We start from the raw sequence: 14,584 nt of genomic DNA on the forward strand, positions 1-14,584 counted from the left end.
CTGTCCGAGACAACATTGTCCATAGTGAAAGGCATATCGGCATCTTCAGGGAAGAAGCGATGGCGTAATACGGGCAGATATAAGAACAGAGGAAAAAAACGCCTATACTGAGTGTGTTGCCTCTGTGAGCACAATCAAGGAGAAGTTTATGACAACAACCATGAAACGTATTACCGCAGCTGTTTTGGCTACCACTTTAGTTGTCGCACTGAGCGGCTGTTCAAACTGGTCAAAACGCGATCGTAACACCGCTATCGGCGCCGGCGCTGGTGCAATCGGTGGTTCGGTGTTAACGCACGGCAGCGCGCTCGGCACGCTGGGCGGCGCGGCGGTGGGCGGCGTTATCGGTCATCAGGTCCATTAATGACCGTAAAGCCGTTTTAATAATAAAAGGCTACACAGCGTATCAATATAACCATCGGGCTACAGACGTAGCCCGATTTTTATTTAACCGCCCGCCAGTTTGACCTTCAGCCCTTTGGCTTCCAGCAGCTGTTTAAGCAGATCGCGCTTGTCGCCCTGGATCTCGATAACGCCCTCTTTCACCGACCCGCCGCAGCCGCATTTTTTCTTCAGCTCCGCGCCCAGCTTGTTCAGGGCGTCGTCGTCGAGATCGAGTCCGGTAATCAGGCAGACGCCTTTGCCTTTGCGGCCGCTGGTCTGACGCTGAATGCGCACGATGCCGTCGCCTTTCGGGCGTGCGACTTTCTCTTGCGGCTGCTCGATGCGGCCCGTATCGGTGGAGTAGACCAGCGGATTGTCGCGGCTCATGAGGCCTCCTTGAGCGAGGTTAAAATAGCTGACAGCGTGGCGGCGGGATCGGCCGACTGGGTAATTGGACGCCCGATCACCATATAGTCTACGCCCGCCTGCTGTGCCTGCTGCGGCGTCATGATACGGCGCTGATCGCCGGCGTCGCTGCCTGCCGGACGGATGCCCGGCGTCACCAGCGCGAAATCGGCGCCGATAGCGGTTTTGAAATGCGCGGCCTCATGCGCCGAACAGACCACGCCGTCGAGGCCGCACTCGCGGGTCAGCTTCGCCAGGCGCTCCGCCTGCTCGGCGGGCGACAGGGTAATGCCGAGGCCGCGCAGATCCTCGGCGTCCATGCTGGTTAACACCGTGACGGCGATCAGCAGCGGCGCATCCTTGCCGAACGGCAGCAGCGCTTCGCGCGCGGCGTTCATCATGCGCGCGCCGCCGCTGGCGTGCACGTTCACCATCCAGACGCCGAGATCGGCCGCCGCGGCGACCGCATGGGCAGTGGTGTTAGGAATGTCGTGAAATTTAAGGTCGAGAAAGACCTCGAAGCCGCGCTGCTGCAGATCCTTTACCAGCGCCGGGCCAAACAGCGTAAACATCTCCTTGCCAACTTTTAAGCGGCAGCTCTGCGGATCAATCTGGTCGACGAAACGCAATGCGCTGTTGAGATCGTGATAATCGAGCGCCACCATAATGGGCGACGCGGTCACGGTTGACGATAAAGGCATGGCATTTCCTCGTAGTTGACGGCGACAGGCAAAGGGGACAAACGGCAAGCATTCTACCCGCGCCTTCCGCCAGGGACAACGTTTGCGGCGCCCTCCCCGCCTGCATGGCGACAAGTTGCACATTGCCAGGCAGGTGCCTTTGCTGACTTTATAGTATGTTGTAACTAAGAAGGGTTAAGGCATAAAATGGCGCGACGGTCGGCTATTGACCGTCGAGTCCGCGAATCGGTTTGACCGAAGACCAGGTGCGGCAGGAAGGACAGTGCCAATAGAGAGCATGGGCGGTAAAGCCGCACTTCTGGCAGCGATAGCGCGGCTTGGTACGGATCTGCTCGCCGACCATATCGCGCAGCACCATCAGGCTCTCTTTGGCGCGTCCGTCTTCCGCTTCGTGCAGGTGGAAGTCCATCAGGCGATGGAAAACGCGCATAGTGGGATGACGCTGCAGCTGTCGGTTGATATAGAGCTGCGCCGCTTCCGGCCCTTCATGGCGCTCAAGAATATCGGACATATAAAGCTCGGCCGCCGCGCCGGTGTTCTCTTCTACGCAGCGCTGCAGAAAGGCTGCCCAGGCGTCGGGCTGGTTCAGCCGCTGGTAGCAGGTTTCCAGCATCGGCAGCGTTTCGCTCACCAGCTCTTTATCCTGATCCAGCACGCGCTGCAGATGGTCGATCGCTTTAGCGTACTCGCCTTTTTCGATCAGGATACGCCCCATCATGATCGACACGCGCGCGCTCTGGCGATCGGCCGACTCGCCTTTTTTCAGCAGGCTCATGGCGCGATCGAGATCGTCGCTGCTCATCGCCTGCAACGCCAGCTCGCAGTAGAAGTGGGCGATCTCCCCTTTCTGCTTATCTTTGCCCAGCTTCACCAGCCGCTCGGCAACCTCTATCGCCTGATGCCAGTCGCTGGTCGCCTGATGGATCAGCAGCAGCTGCTGCAGCGCGCTGATGCGGAAGTCGGTTTCATCCGTCAGCTGCTTGAACATATCTTCGGCGCGATCGTAGAGCCCGGCGGCCATATAGTCGCGGCCCAGCTGCTGGATCGCCAGCAGCCGCTGATCGTAGTTGAGCGAGGCGCTCTCCATTAGCGACTGGTGAATGCGTATCGCGCGATCCACCTCGCCCCGCGAGCGGAACAGATTGCCCAGCGTCAGGTGCGCCTCCACCGTGCCGCTGTCCTCTTTCAGCATATCGAGAAAGAGATCGACCGCTTTGTCCTGCTGGTTGGAGAGCAGAAAGTTAACGCCTGCGACGTAATCCCGCGACAGGCGACTCGCTTCCTGTTGCTTGTCCTGTTGCGCGCTGCGTCGCCCCATATACCAGCCGTAAGCCGCAGCGACGGGCAATAACAGAAACAGCAGTTCATGCATGGAGGACTATTCCCGACCCGCGACGGCGGTCGATGAGGCGGCAGGCGGCGCGCTTTTATCCAGCTGCGTCTGCATGCGTTTGATTTTGCGCTGCGCATGCCCCAGCGAGACGCGGACGCGCAGCCAGAAGAGACCGCAGATAGCCCAGCCCAGCACAAATCCCGCGCCGAACAGCGCAGCCAGCAGCGTAGAGATGCGGAATTCGCCCTGCGCCAGCAGATAATTGAAGGTGATGACCTGGTCGTTATGCGCGCCTAAGGTGACGGAGATGATAAAAATGACCAATACCACTAAGAAGATCAGCAAATATTTCACAGTGCATCCTGTTGTGAGGTTATCCGGTAGAAGTATGCCAAAAAAGCGGCAACAATGCTGCTCCCTGCAGCGCCAGGCGCATCGCTTTTACGCAAGCGCAATCAATAATATGGGGATAAAGTCCGGGATTACAATCCGTTTTCCCGCTGCGCCACTTCCTTTCGCTCTTCCGGCGGCAAGGTAAGCGGGCCGCAAAAGCGCTGCGCCAGCCAGGTGGCTAAGGAAACCAGCAGCCAGGAGAGCGCCACCGCCACCGCCAGATCGCCCGGCCAGTGCATGCCCAGCAGCAAACGGCTGGCCATTACCGCGCCCGCCCAGACGCCGACCACCGCGATGGTGACATAGCGGCGGCGCGGCCAGAGCAGGCTCAACACCAGCAGCGCCCAGCTGGCGGCGAACAGCGTATGGCCGGAAGGAAACGCGAAGCCGGTTTCAAACGCCCAGTGGCGCTTCAGCCAGCCCGGCAGCATCCGGTCGCTCGCGAGCAGCTGATCGACGCGCTGACCGCGCTCTTTGCGCGTCATGCTGTAAAACTCGCGGTCGTCGAGACCGTGGTTATGCTCGAGCCAGACGACATAGGGGCGCGGCTCCTGAACCTGATCCTTGATATAGGATTTGGTGTATTGCCCGGTAAGAATGGTGACGTTCATGATCAGCAGCAGCAGCAGCGCGGGCTTGAGGCGAAAGCGCAGGCACCAGAGCACCCACAGGCTGAGCAGCAGGCTGGTCAGGGTGCCCCAGGGGCGCGTCACGGTTTCGGTCATCCAGTAAAGCACGCGCAGCAGCGCGTCGCTTTCGCCGGGTTGCCAGCGCCAGCCGGTCGCCCAGACCACGAGCGGAATGATCATCAGCAGCAACATGCCTGCCGTCGTGCGACGCAAAATCTGCAGCATCCTTTCTCCTCTGGTACGGCCTCATTTTGCCGCTTGCAAATAACTTTATCTTAAAAAATAATAACATAACTTGTTGCGCATTGGATAATCGTGCTTTATCACTACAATCGCTCTGACAAATTACCAGCCCAACTTCACGTTGTGGCACAATATTGCCAATTTTTTCAGGCCATACTGGCCTGTGCGCTGTTTTAGAATAGCGCATCCTCTGAAGGTTCTGGAGAGTCACATGCAGCTTAAACGGGTGGCAGAAGCCAAACTGCCCACGCCCTGGGGCGATTTCCTCATGGTAGGTTTTGAAGAACTGGCAACCGGTCACGATCACGTCGCGCTCATTTTCGGCGACATCAGCGATAACACGCCCGTGCTGGCGCGCGTTCATTCGGAATGCCTGACCGGTGACGCGCTGTTCAGTTTACGCTGCGATTGTGGTTTTCAACTGGAAGCGGCGCTGAACGCCATCGCCGAAGAGGGTCGCGGCGCGCTGCTCTATCATCGTCAGGAAGGCCGTAATATCGGCTTGCTGAACAAGATCCGCGCCTATGCGCTGCAGGATAAAGGCTATGACACCGTCGAAGCCAACCACCAGCTCGGCTTTGCGGCGGATGAGCGCGACTTCACGCTCTGCGCCGATATGTTTAAGCTGCTGGGAGTGAACGAAGTACGTTTGCTGACCAATAATCCGCGTAAGGTGGAGATCCTCAGCGAAGCGGGCATTAATATCGTTGAGCGCGTGCCGCTGGTCGTCGGCCGCAACCCGAAAAACGCGCACTACCTGGATACCAAAGCCGCGAAAATGGGCCATCTGCTGCCGAAATCGGAATAACGGCTCAGTCAGCTGCAATGCTGAGACGCGGGCGGCAGGGTTCGAAGAGCAAAGCGTTCTGCGCCATGAAAGGCGCAGGTTGAACGGGCAGAGATGCCCACTTTGCCATCGGGCTCTGCGGCCCGCGTTAGTCGCTTACTGCTATGCCGGGTTTCCCCGGCGTTGCGCTTAGTTAAGCATATTGCGAATCACGTAGTGCAGGATGCCGTCGTTGCGGTAATAGGTCAGTTCGTTGCCGGTATCGATGCGGCAGCGCGTCTCCAGCGTCTCCTGCGTGCCGTCCGGGCGCGTCATCGTTACCTGCACGGTGCAGCCAGGCTGCAGCTGCGACAGATTATCGATATCAAGCACCTCTTCGCCGGTCAGCTGCAGCGTTTTACGCGTCACGCCCGGCGCGAACTCCAGCGGCAGAATGCCCATGCCGATCAGGTTGGAACGGTGGATACGCTCGAACGACTCGGCGATCACCACGCGCACGCCCTGTAAACGCGGGCCTTTCGCCGCCCAGTCGCGGCTCGAACCTGAGCCGTACTCTTTACCGGCAATCACCGCCAGCGGCGTGCCCTCCTGCTGATACTTCATCGCCGCGTCGTAAATCGCCAGCTGCTCGCCGCTGGGGATATGGCGCGTATAGCCGCCTTCAACCCCGGGCACCATCTCGTTGCGAATACGGATATTGGCGAAGGTGCCGCGCATCATCACTTCATGGTTGCCGCGTCGTGAGCCGTAGGAGTTAAAGTCGGCCCGGTCAACGCCGTGAGACTGGAGATAGCGTCCAGCCGGACTGTCCGCTTTGATGCTGCCGGCGGGCGAAATATGGTCGGTGGTCACGGAATCGCCGAGCATCGCCAGCACGCGCGCGCCTTTTATATCTTCAACCGGCTTCGGCTCGCGCGCCATATCATCAAAGAACGGCGACAAGCGAATATAGGTAGAGCCCTCGTCCCACGCATAGGTGGCCGCTTCGCTCACTTTGATCTCCTGCCACTCTTTGGTGCCGTAGAACACCTCGGCGTACTCTTTATGGAACATGTCGCTGGTCACCTGCTGCACCGCGGTGGCGATCTCTTCCGGCGACGGCCAGATATCCTTCAGGAAAACGTCCCTGCCCTGCGCATCCTGCCCCAGCGGCTCGGTCTGCAGATTGATCTTCATATTGCCCGCCAGCGCATAGGCGACCACCAGCGGCGGCGACGCCAGCCAGTTGGTTTTCACCAGCGGATGAATGCGGCCTTCGAAGTTGCGGTTGCCGGAAAGCACGGCGCCGACGGTTAAATCGCCCTCTTTAATGGCGGCTTCAATCTCGTCGGGCAGCGGCCCGGAGTTGCCGATACAGGTGGTGCAGCCATAGCCCACCAGGTTGAAGCCGAGCTTGTCGAGATAAGGCGTCAGCTGCGCGACCGCCAGATAGTCGGAAACCACTTTCGAACCCGGCGCCAGCGAGGCTTTCACCCAGGGCTGACGCTTCAGGCCGCGTTCAACCGCTTTTTTCGCCAGCAGCCCCGCCGCCATCAGCACGCTCGGGTTAGAGGTGTTGGTGCAGGAGGTAATGGCGCTGATTACCACGGCGCCGTCCTCGATCTCATGGCTGAGACCGGTGCGGCTGTCGGTATAAGTGACGGATTTATGCGCCGGCTGGCTGTGATTTACTTCCAGCTCGTTGCTGGCGTTAAACGCGGCAGGCACATCGCCGAGGGAAACGCGATCCTGCGGGCGTTTGGGGCCGGCGATGCTCGATTCAACGCTGTCCATATCGAGCGCCAGCGAACTGGTGAAGATCGGCTCGTCGCCCGGATTGCGCCACAGCCCCTGGGTTTTGGCATAGGCTTCAACCAGCGCCACCTGCTCGGCATCGCGCCCGGTGAGCGTCAGATAGCCCAGCGTCACGTCGTCAATCGGGAAAAATCCGCAGGTTGCGCCATATTCCGGCGCCATATTGGCGATAGTCGCGCGATCGGCCAGCGGCAGATCCGCCAGACCGTCGCCGTAGAACTCCACAAACTTGCCGACCACGCCATGCTTGCGCAGCATCTGGGTTACGGTCAGCACTAAATCGGTGGCGGTAATACCGGGACGCAGCTTGCCGGTCAGCTTAAAGCCGACCACGTCCGGGATGAGCATGGATACCGGCTGTCCGAGCATCGCTGCCTCAGCTTCGATACCGCCGACGCCCCAGCCCAGCACGCCGAGGGCGTTGATCATGGTGGTATGCGAGTCGGTGCCGACCAGCGTGTCTGGCCAGGCGAACTGCTTGCCGTCGATCTGCTCATGCCAGACCGATTTGCCGAGATACTCCAGGTTCACCTGGTGACAGATGCCGGTGCCGGGCGGCACAACGCGGAATTTATTAAAGGCCTTCTGGCCCCAGCGTAAAAAGACATAGCGCTCATGGTTGCGCGCCATCTCCAGCTCAACGTTCTCTTCAAACGCGCTGTCGTCGCCGAAGCGGTCCACGGTAACGGAGTGGTCAATAACCAGATCCACCGGCGAAAGCGGATTAACCTTCGCCACGTCGCCGCCGAGGCGCTTCACCGCCTCGCGCATCGCCGCCAAATCCACGACCGCCGGCACGCCGGTAAAATCCTGCATCAGCACGCGCGCAGGACGATAGGCAATCTCTCGATCGGCATGCGCATTTTGCTGCCAGCCAACCAGCGCCTGAATATCCTCTTCCGTCACGGAATCGCCATCCTGCCAGCGCAGAAGATTCTCCAGCAGCACTTTTAACGATTTGGGAAGGCGGTCGATGTTGCCGAGGTGTTGGGCGGCGCGGGGTAGACTGAAAATATGATACTGCTGCTTGTCGACCTGCAGCGTGTCCTGACTCTGCTGGCGTAGGGTGTCCGACATAGCTCCTCCTTTTCTTATCGTGATCGCGGTAACCTCAGTGAGAACAAGGTTTATGTTAAAGATAGACTACATTTTCTTTAACGTTTTGATTACAACACGAAATGCTACACCATTGTGCAGACAAACGAAAACGCCCCGCAGACTCTGCGGGGCGTTGGCGAAAAGAATAAGGAGAAATACCGCTTTCAGGTTATACAGCAATCCATACGGCCGCTGCCCAGAATGCAAACGAGAATGCATATGCGCTCAGCCAGGAGATCTTAATGCTATTAATAGTCATATTCATACGTCACTCCTCCCGAATTCGGGCGTAAAAAAATCCTGCAGTCATCAGACAGATGACACCTTTTTTTATGCTGAGTGTAAAAGAGTGGGCTTTTAATTTGCCCGCCGGATAACCGGAAAGAAGTATTACGCTAGCGCAGCCAGTTACGCTGACAGCTTATTTGGCTTTCGTGTCCATGAAAGACTCGATGAAGTGACGCTGATTTTCACTCAGTTCCCAGCTATCCGGGATGGTCACTTTGTGTTCCGTCACGCTGCTCTCTTTGCCTTTACAGGCTGGCGCCTGAAGCTGAGGCGCGGATAACGACTGTTTACGGCTGAGTGTGTTTGCCCACATGGTTTAGCCCCATATACGCCAGATCATCAATGCAACAACTACCCAGAACAGCGCAGAAGCAGCTATTACGGTTAACCAGGCTTTGCGACGGGTGTTACCAGAGCGCTCAACCTTGGTGCTTTTTGCCCGGAAGTCCGGTTGTACAGTCAGTCTCGTAGCCATAGTTTTTGATAATCACTCTCAATAAAACGATTGATAACATCGATTAAGATTTAGGACGAATCCTAAACTCATTAAGGCCGAAAATCCAGTTATTTTTATTGAGCACAACGATTAACGCTATTAATCAACGTGGCCTGAAAACTTAAGGAATAATGAACCGCGACACATTTCCTTAATTGAATTATTAGATTGCAAATTTGAGTTAAATTGCGATTAGGGCCATTTCAAATTTGAGTTAACTTTATAAGTCCTGATAAAAAGCGCTTTCACATCAGGTCTTAACTGGAGTATGGGAATAATCCTGGCGTGGCGCAAAGCGGCAAAGTTAAAATTGTGTACTATTTCTCATTTAAGTAACGTAAACAGAAAAACATGTGATCGATGTTTCATTTACAAAAAAATAATAACTTTTTTCGACCTTAAGGTGGCGCTAACGACTACGAAGAAAAAAGGCTGCCCAGGGCAGCCTTTAGCAATGCTAAACGAAACGCGGCGTTACTTAAACGGCAGCTTGATATCTTTAAACATCGCTTCGATATCTTCGTTAGAGCGCAGCGCGACCGCCGCATCGACGACGTCACGCGTCAGGTGCGGCGCAAAGCGTTGAATAAAATCATACATATAGCTTCGCAAAAAGGTACTGCGTCGGAAGCCGATTTTAGTCGTGCTGTTGGTGAAAATTTCCGCCGCCTCAATGCGCACCAGGTCGGGATCGGCGATGGGATCGACCGCCATGCTGGCGATAACGCCGACGCCAAGACCTAAGCGAACATAAGTTTTAATAACGTCTGCGTCGGTTGCGGTGAACACAATACGCGGCGTCAGGCCTGCGCGGTTAAACGCGGTATCCAGCTCCGAACGTCCGGTAAAGCCGAAGGTGTAGGTCACCAGTGGATATTCCGCCAGCTCTTCAATCGAGACCTGTCCCTTGCCCGCCAGCGGATGATCGGGCGTCACCACAATGGCGCGATTCCAGTGGTAGCACGGCAGCATAATCAAATCGTCGTAGAGATGCAGCGCTTCGGTGGCGATAGCGAAATCAGCGTTGCCCTTGGAGACCGCTTCGGCGATCTGCGTTGGCGACCCCTGGTGCATATGCAGGGAGACGCGCGGATAGCGCTCGATAAAGCCCTTAATGACGCCAGGCAAGGCATAGCGCGCCTGGGTATGGGTTGTCGCCACATAGAGCGATCCCTTATCAGGCCAGGTATGCTCTCCCGCCACCGATTTTATCGCATCGACTTTGGACAACACCTCGCGGGCGATGCGAATGATCTCCTCGCCAGCTGGTGTGACCTGGGTTAAATGCTTGCCGCTGCGTGCAAAGATCTGCACGCCCAGCTCATCCTCCAGCATGCGCACCTGCTTACTGATGCCCGGCTGTGATGTGTAAAGCCCTTCTGCGGTCGAAGAGACGTTCAGGTTGTGATTAACCACTTCGACGATATAGCGCAACTGCTGCAATTTCATATCTGTTCCATCCCAGTAAGCTACAGAGCAGCATCCCCGATTGACGTATTTTCGCCGGATCGGTGAGAAAAGAGGCAAAGCACAGGAACATGTCGGAAATGCTATAACTACTATATCATCGCGGGAAGGAATGTAGAACGTTTTGATATAAGGCTAAGAAAAAGGCCAGCAATGCTGGCCTTAGATAAGGAGGGAGAAGATTATTTTTTCGCTTCCTGCCACTTGCCGTCGATGTAAAACGCCGACCAGCCTGTCGCTTTGCCCTCTTTTTCAGAGGCGACATACTGCTGTTTGGTTTTACGGCTAAAGCGCACCATCGTCTTGTTGCCGTCGGCATCGGTCGCAGGCGCCTCAGCCAGGTAGCGCAGTTTTTCCGGCAGACGATCTTTAAAGCGCTGCAGCTCTTCCACTAACGGCGCGCGGGTTTCACGCGATTTCGGGAAGGTGTTGGCCGCAAGGAACACGCCTGCCGCCCCGTCGCGCAGCACGAAATAGGCGTCTGACTTCTCGCACGGCAGCTCAGGCAGCGGCACCGGATCTTCTTTCGGCGGCGCCACTTCGCCGTTACGCAGAATTTTACGCGTGTTCTTACAGTCGTCGTTGGTGCAGGCCATATACTTGCCGAAGCGCCCCATTTTCAGGTGCATTTCCGAGCCGCACTTCTCGCACTCCACTACCGGGCCGTCGTAGCCTTTGATGCGGAATTCGCCCTGCTCGATCTCGTAACCGTCGCACTCCGGATTATTGCCGCAGACGTGCAGCTTGCGCTGCGGATAGATCAGGTAGCTGTCCATCGCCGTGCCGCACTTCTGGCAGCGGCGACGGGCGCGCAACGCGTTGGTTTCAGCGTCGTCGCCTTCCAGCACGTTCAGCACTTCGTTTTCCGGGATCAGGTTGATGGTCTGCTTGCAGCGCTCTTTCGGCGGCAGCGCATAGCCTGAACAGCCGAGGAAGACGCCGGTGCTGGCGGTGCGGATACCCATCTTGCGTCCGCAGGTCGGACAGTCGATAGAGGTGAGCACCATCGGGTTCGGCTGCATGCCGCCCTCTTCCGGATCTTTCTCCGCCTTGTCCAGCTGCTGAGTAAAGTCGCTGAAGAAGTTATCCAGCACGCCTTTCCATTCCGCCTCGTTATTGGCGACGCGGTCAAGGCTGTCTTCCATGGTGGCGGTAAAGTCGTAGTTCATCAGATCGCGGAAGTTCTCTTCCAGCCGATCGGTGACGATCTCGCCCATCTTCTCAGCATAGAAACGACGGTTCTCCACGCGTACGTAACCGCGATCCTGAATGGTCGAGATGATGGCGGCGTAGGTAGAGGGACGGCCGATGCCGCGCTTCTCCAGCTCGCGCACCAGCGAAGCTTCGCTGAAGCGCGCCGGCGGCTTGGTGAAGTGCTGGCTTGGCGTCAGCTGCTGCAGATCGAGCGTCTCGCCTTTGGCGACGTGCGGCAGCGTGCGGTCTTCGTCGTTTTTACGCAGCGCAGGCATCACGCGCGTCCAGCCGTCGAAGCGCAGCGTGCGCCCTTTCGCCTTCAGCCTGAAGCCGGCGGCAGCAACGGTGAGCGTGGTGGAGTCGTACTGCGCCGGCATCATCTGACAGGCGACGAACTGACGCCAGATCAGCTGGTAGAGCTTCTGCGCGTCCGCTTCCATATCCTTGAGCTTCTCCGCCACGACGTTAACGTCGGAAGGACGGATCGCTTCGTGCGCTTCCTGGGAATTCTCTTTGCTGGCGTAGGTGTTCGCCGTCTCCGGCAGATACTTTTTACCGAAGTTTTTATCGATGTAGCCGCGCGCCATCGCCAGCGCATCCTGACTCAGGTTGGTGGAGTCGGTACGCATATAGGTAATGTGGCCCGCTTCATACAGGCGCTGCGCCATCATCATGGTTTTTTTGACGCCGAAGCCGAGTCGCGTACTCGCCGCCTGCTGCAGCGTCGAGGTAATAAAGGGCGCGCCGGGCTTGCTGCTGGTCGGTTTATCTTCGCGATCCACCACTTCATAGCGGGCGTTTTCCAGCAGCGCGACGGCGGCCTGAGTCTGCTCGCCATTAACCGGACGGAACGGGCTGTCGTTCTGATGGGTGACCGACATCGCCAGCAGGTCGCCTTTCGCGGTATGCAGATCGGCGTTCAGCTCCCAGTATTCTTCCGGCACGAACGCTTTGATTTCCCGCTCGCGCTCAACCACCAGGCGCACTGCGACGGACTGCACGCGACCGGCAGAAAGGCCGCGCGCGATTTTTTTCCACAGCAGCGGCGAGACCATATAGCCGACGACGCGGTCCATAAAGCGACGCGCCTGCTGGGCGTTGACGCGATCGATATTCAGTTCGCCCGGCGTTTCGAACGCCTGACGAATCGCATTTTTGGTGATTTCGTTAAACACCACGCGGCTGAAGCGCTTGTCGTCGCCGCCGATCACTTCCCGCAGGTGCCAGGCGATGGCTTCCCCTTCGCGGTCAAGGTCGGTTGCGAGATAGATGTGGTCGGCGTTCTGCGCCAGCGCTTTCAGTTCGGAGACGACTTTTTCCTTGCCGGGCAGGATCTGATAATCCGCTTTCCAGCCGTGATAAGGGTCGACGCCCATGCGGCTGACCAGCGCGGCCTTTTCATCTTTTTTAACTTTTTTCGCTTTTTTGTCGCCGGCCCCGTCAGCACTCTTTTTCGCGGTTGAACCACTGGTCGGCAAATCACGGATATGACCGACGCTGGATTTCACCACGTAGTCACTACCGAGGTATTTATTGATTGTTTTGGCCTTTGCCGGGGACTCAACGATGACGAGTGCTTTACCCATATGTACCTTTACCTAATGAAAACGTCCTGATAAACGGGAGAGGATTTGATGCCCAGAAACCCAGTGGGTTCAATATTGTTGCGCCTTTTTTGCTTTTCAAGGCTGCGGGGTCAATCTCGGGCCAGCTGGCATATGTTTATGCAAGGGTATGAATAAGAGCGACTTTTTCATCTGACACAATCACACTTCCCGGTGTGATCTCCCTGAAATCTGAATCGCCCACACTCTACCTGATAAAATTCGTTACGCAACTTAATTAGCACTCAGTTGAATTTTGCGCCAGATTTTCACGCGTTTTGCTGATTTGCCGCGCAGCGGTTTTGGCACGTAATATAGAAAGGATTTTGTGCATGTCAAAAAGGCGATATTCAATGCAGAAAAATACCCAACCCATTTCACGCCAGGCGCTACTGGAAAAAGCGAATGCGCTTATTCAGGAGCACGACGATTATTTTGCCGGTCTGGAAGCTGACGAGGTGATTCAACAGGGCGACGTGCTGGTGTTTCGCGGCCCCTTTTTTCTTGATGACGAAGGGCTGCCGACGGCAAAAACCACGGCGGTGTTTAACGTCTTTAAATACCTGGCGCTGACGCTCTCGTCGCGCTATCACCTGGCGTAAAAAACCCGGCGTCAGCCGGGTTCATTTGCGGGAGAGTGCCGACACGGATGCCAGGCCGTTACAGCAGCGGCTTCTCGCCGCGCTGCCACCACTTCATCAGCAGCCGTTCCGCTACCGAACCCGCGCTGTGGGTGACGCGGTCAACCATCTTGCGACGACGCGTATAGCGCACGCCCAGCACGTTGAAGAGATCCATCTGGCTGATGATCAGCTCGTCGCTGGTGATGATATCGTCGATAAGATTTAACGCCAGCGCCTGGCGACCATACCAGTGTTCGCCCGTCGCCACTTTGTCGATATCCAGCGACGGCCGCATCTGATGCACGAACGCTTTAAACAGCAGGTGCGTTTCGTTAAGGTCTTCCTGGAATTTCTCGCGACCTTCGTCGGTATTCTCACCAAATAGCGTCAGGGTACGCTTGTACTGCCCGGCGGTATGCAGTTCGACGTCAATATCGTTGCGCTTGAGCAAGCGGTTGAAGTTCGGGATCTGCGCCACCACGCCGATGGAGCCGAGAATGGCGAAAGGAGCCGCGACGATGCGATCCGCCACGCAGGCCATCATGTAGCCGCCGCTGGCGGCCACTTTATCCACCGCCGCCGTCAGGCGCAGACCGCGATCGCGCAGGCGTTGCAGCTGCGACGCCGCCAGGCCGTAGCCGTGCACCACGCCGCCCGGGCTTTCCAGCCGCAGCAGCACTTCGTCGCCCTTCTCCGCCACCGCCAGCACGGCGGAAACTTCTTCGCGCAGCGACGTGACTTCGCCGGCGTCCATGCTGCCCTTGAAATCAATCACGTAAAGCGTTGGCTTCTGGCTCTCAACGACGCCCTGCTTCGCGGCGCGCTTCTCCGCCTTCGCCTTCTGCTTTTCCGCTTTTTTATGCTGTTTTAGCCACACTTTCTGCACCTGCGGCTTCATTTTAGCCAGCTGCAGGTCGTCCTTCATTTGCTGATAGTCGTCGCCCAGGTGCGTCAGCCGCAGCTGGCCGGCCGCCTGACCGCGCTTGCGCAGCGCCGCGTTAACGATAATCGCCACAACAGCGGCGACGGCGACCACCACCGTTACCGCTTTAGCGAGAAATAATCCATAGCTCGAGAGTAAATCCATTCTGCCGCCTTATTAAACAGAGAATTAGCACCGATCGGAGAGTTTACCGGGTTTAGCG

Annotated in this window: 14 protein-coding genes; 3 read left to right on the forward strand and 11 right to left on the reverse strand. The window is 57.1% G+C overall.

Translation table 11 applies throughout. The annotated features are described in order from the left end of the window. Positions 1-148: 148 nt before the first annotated feature. Positions 149-364, forward strand: coding sequence for an osmotically-inducible lipoprotein OsmB (gene osmB / locus AC6I7Z_RS10820; protein ID WP_033746828.1), 216 nt, complete (start codon positions 149-151; stop codon positions 362-364). Positions 365-447: 83 nt separating this feature from the next. On the opposite strand, the gene yciH is transcribed toward osmB, so the two are convergent. From yciH to pgpB, 5 genes are all read right to left on the reverse strand, one after another. Next, positions 448-771, reverse strand: coding sequence for a stress response translation initiation inhibitor YciH (gene yciH / locus AC6I7Z_RS10825; protein ID WP_497814216.1), 324 nt, complete (start codon positions 769-771; stop codon positions 448-450). Further along, the gene (gene pyrF / locus AC6I7Z_RS10830; protein WP_497814217.1) at positions 768-1,490 is read right to left on the reverse strand and encodes an orotidine-5'-phosphate decarboxylase; all 723 of its coding nucleotides are present in this window, start codon (positions 1,488-1,490) and stop codon (positions 768-770) included. Before pyrF ends, yciH begins: the two co-directional genes overlap by 4 nt. Before the next feature lie 202 nt (positions 1,491-1,692). Beyond that, entirely contained in the window at positions 1,693-2,862 is a 1,170-nt protein-coding gene (gene lapB, locus AC6I7Z_RS10835) for a lipopolysaccharide assembly protein LapB (RefSeq protein WP_497814218.1), read from the reverse strand. Between the two features lie 6 nt (positions 2,863-2,868). After that, positions 2,869-3,177, reverse strand: a complete 309-nt coding sequence (locus AC6I7Z_RS10840; protein ID WP_033746819.1) for a LapA family protein — start codon at positions 3,175-3,177, stop codon at positions 2,869-2,871. Between the two features lie 128 nt (positions 3,178-3,305). Next, on the reverse strand, positions 3,306-4,070 hold the full coding sequence (gene pgpB, locus AC6I7Z_RS10845) for a phosphatidylglycerophosphatase B (protein ID WP_497814219.1): 765 nt from the start codon (positions 4,068-4,070) through the stop codon (positions 3,306-3,308). Positions 4,071-4,299: 229 nt separating this feature from the next. On the opposite strand from pgpB, the gene ribA reads away from it, so the two are divergent. Further along, positions 4,300-4,896, forward strand: coding sequence for a GTP cyclohydrolase II (gene ribA, locus AC6I7Z_RS10850; RefSeq protein ID WP_033790330.1), 597 nt, complete (start codon positions 4,300-4,302; stop codon positions 4,894-4,896). Positions 4,897-5,064: 168 nt separating this feature from the next. On the opposite strand, the gene acnA is transcribed toward ribA, so the two are convergent. The 5 genes from acnA to topA form a co-directional block, all read right to left on the reverse strand. Next, complete coding sequence (gene acnA / locus AC6I7Z_RS10855) at positions 5,065-7,746, reverse strand: aconitate hydratase AcnA (protein ID WP_497814220.1); 2,682 nt, start codon at positions 7,744-7,746, stop codon at positions 5,065-5,067. Between the two features lie 442 nt (positions 7,747-8,188). After that, complete coding sequence (locus AC6I7Z_RS10860; RefSeq protein WP_048781875.1) at positions 8,189-8,368, reverse strand: YciX family protein; 180 nt, start codon at positions 8,366-8,368, stop codon at positions 8,189-8,191. 3 nt (positions 8,369-8,371) lie between these two features. Beyond that, positions 8,372-8,530, reverse strand: coding sequence for a YmiA family putative membrane protein (locus AC6I7Z_RS10865; RefSeq protein ID WP_071997406.1), 159 nt, complete (start codon positions 8,528-8,530; stop codon positions 8,372-8,374). A 495-nt stretch (positions 8,531-9,025) separates the two neighbouring features. After that, complete coding sequence (gene cysB / locus AC6I7Z_RS10870; RefSeq protein ID WP_033746805.1) at positions 9,026-10,000, reverse strand: HTH-type transcriptional regulator CysB; 975 nt, start codon at positions 9,998-10,000, stop codon at positions 9,026-9,028. A 200-nt stretch (positions 10,001-10,200) separates the two neighbouring features. After that, a complete protein-coding gene (topA, locus tag AC6I7Z_RS10875; protein ID WP_497814221.1) occupies positions 10,201-12,798 on the reverse strand; it encodes a type I DNA topoisomerase in 2,598 nt (865 codons plus the stop codon). A gap of 371 nt (positions 12,799-13,169) precedes the next feature. On the opposite strand from topA, the gene AC6I7Z_RS10880 reads away from it, so the two are divergent. Beyond that, a complete protein-coding gene (locus AC6I7Z_RS10880; RefSeq protein ID WP_286873072.1) occupies positions 13,170-13,418 on the forward strand; it encodes a YciN family protein in 249 nt (82 codons plus the stop codon). Between the two features lie 58 nt (positions 13,419-13,476). Here AC6I7Z_RS10880 and sohB read toward each other — a convergent pair whose 3' ends face one another. Next, positions 13,477-14,526 carry a protease SohB gene (sohB, locus tag AC6I7Z_RS10885; protein WP_497814222.1) on the reverse strand — a complete coding sequence of 350 codons (1,050 nt, stop codon included), beginning with the start codon at positions 14,524-14,526 and terminating at the stop codon, positions 13,477-13,479. Positions 14,527-14,584: the final 58 nt, after the last annotated feature.

Source organism: Pantoea sp. X-Soil-MYKO-1289, assembly GCF_059730625.1.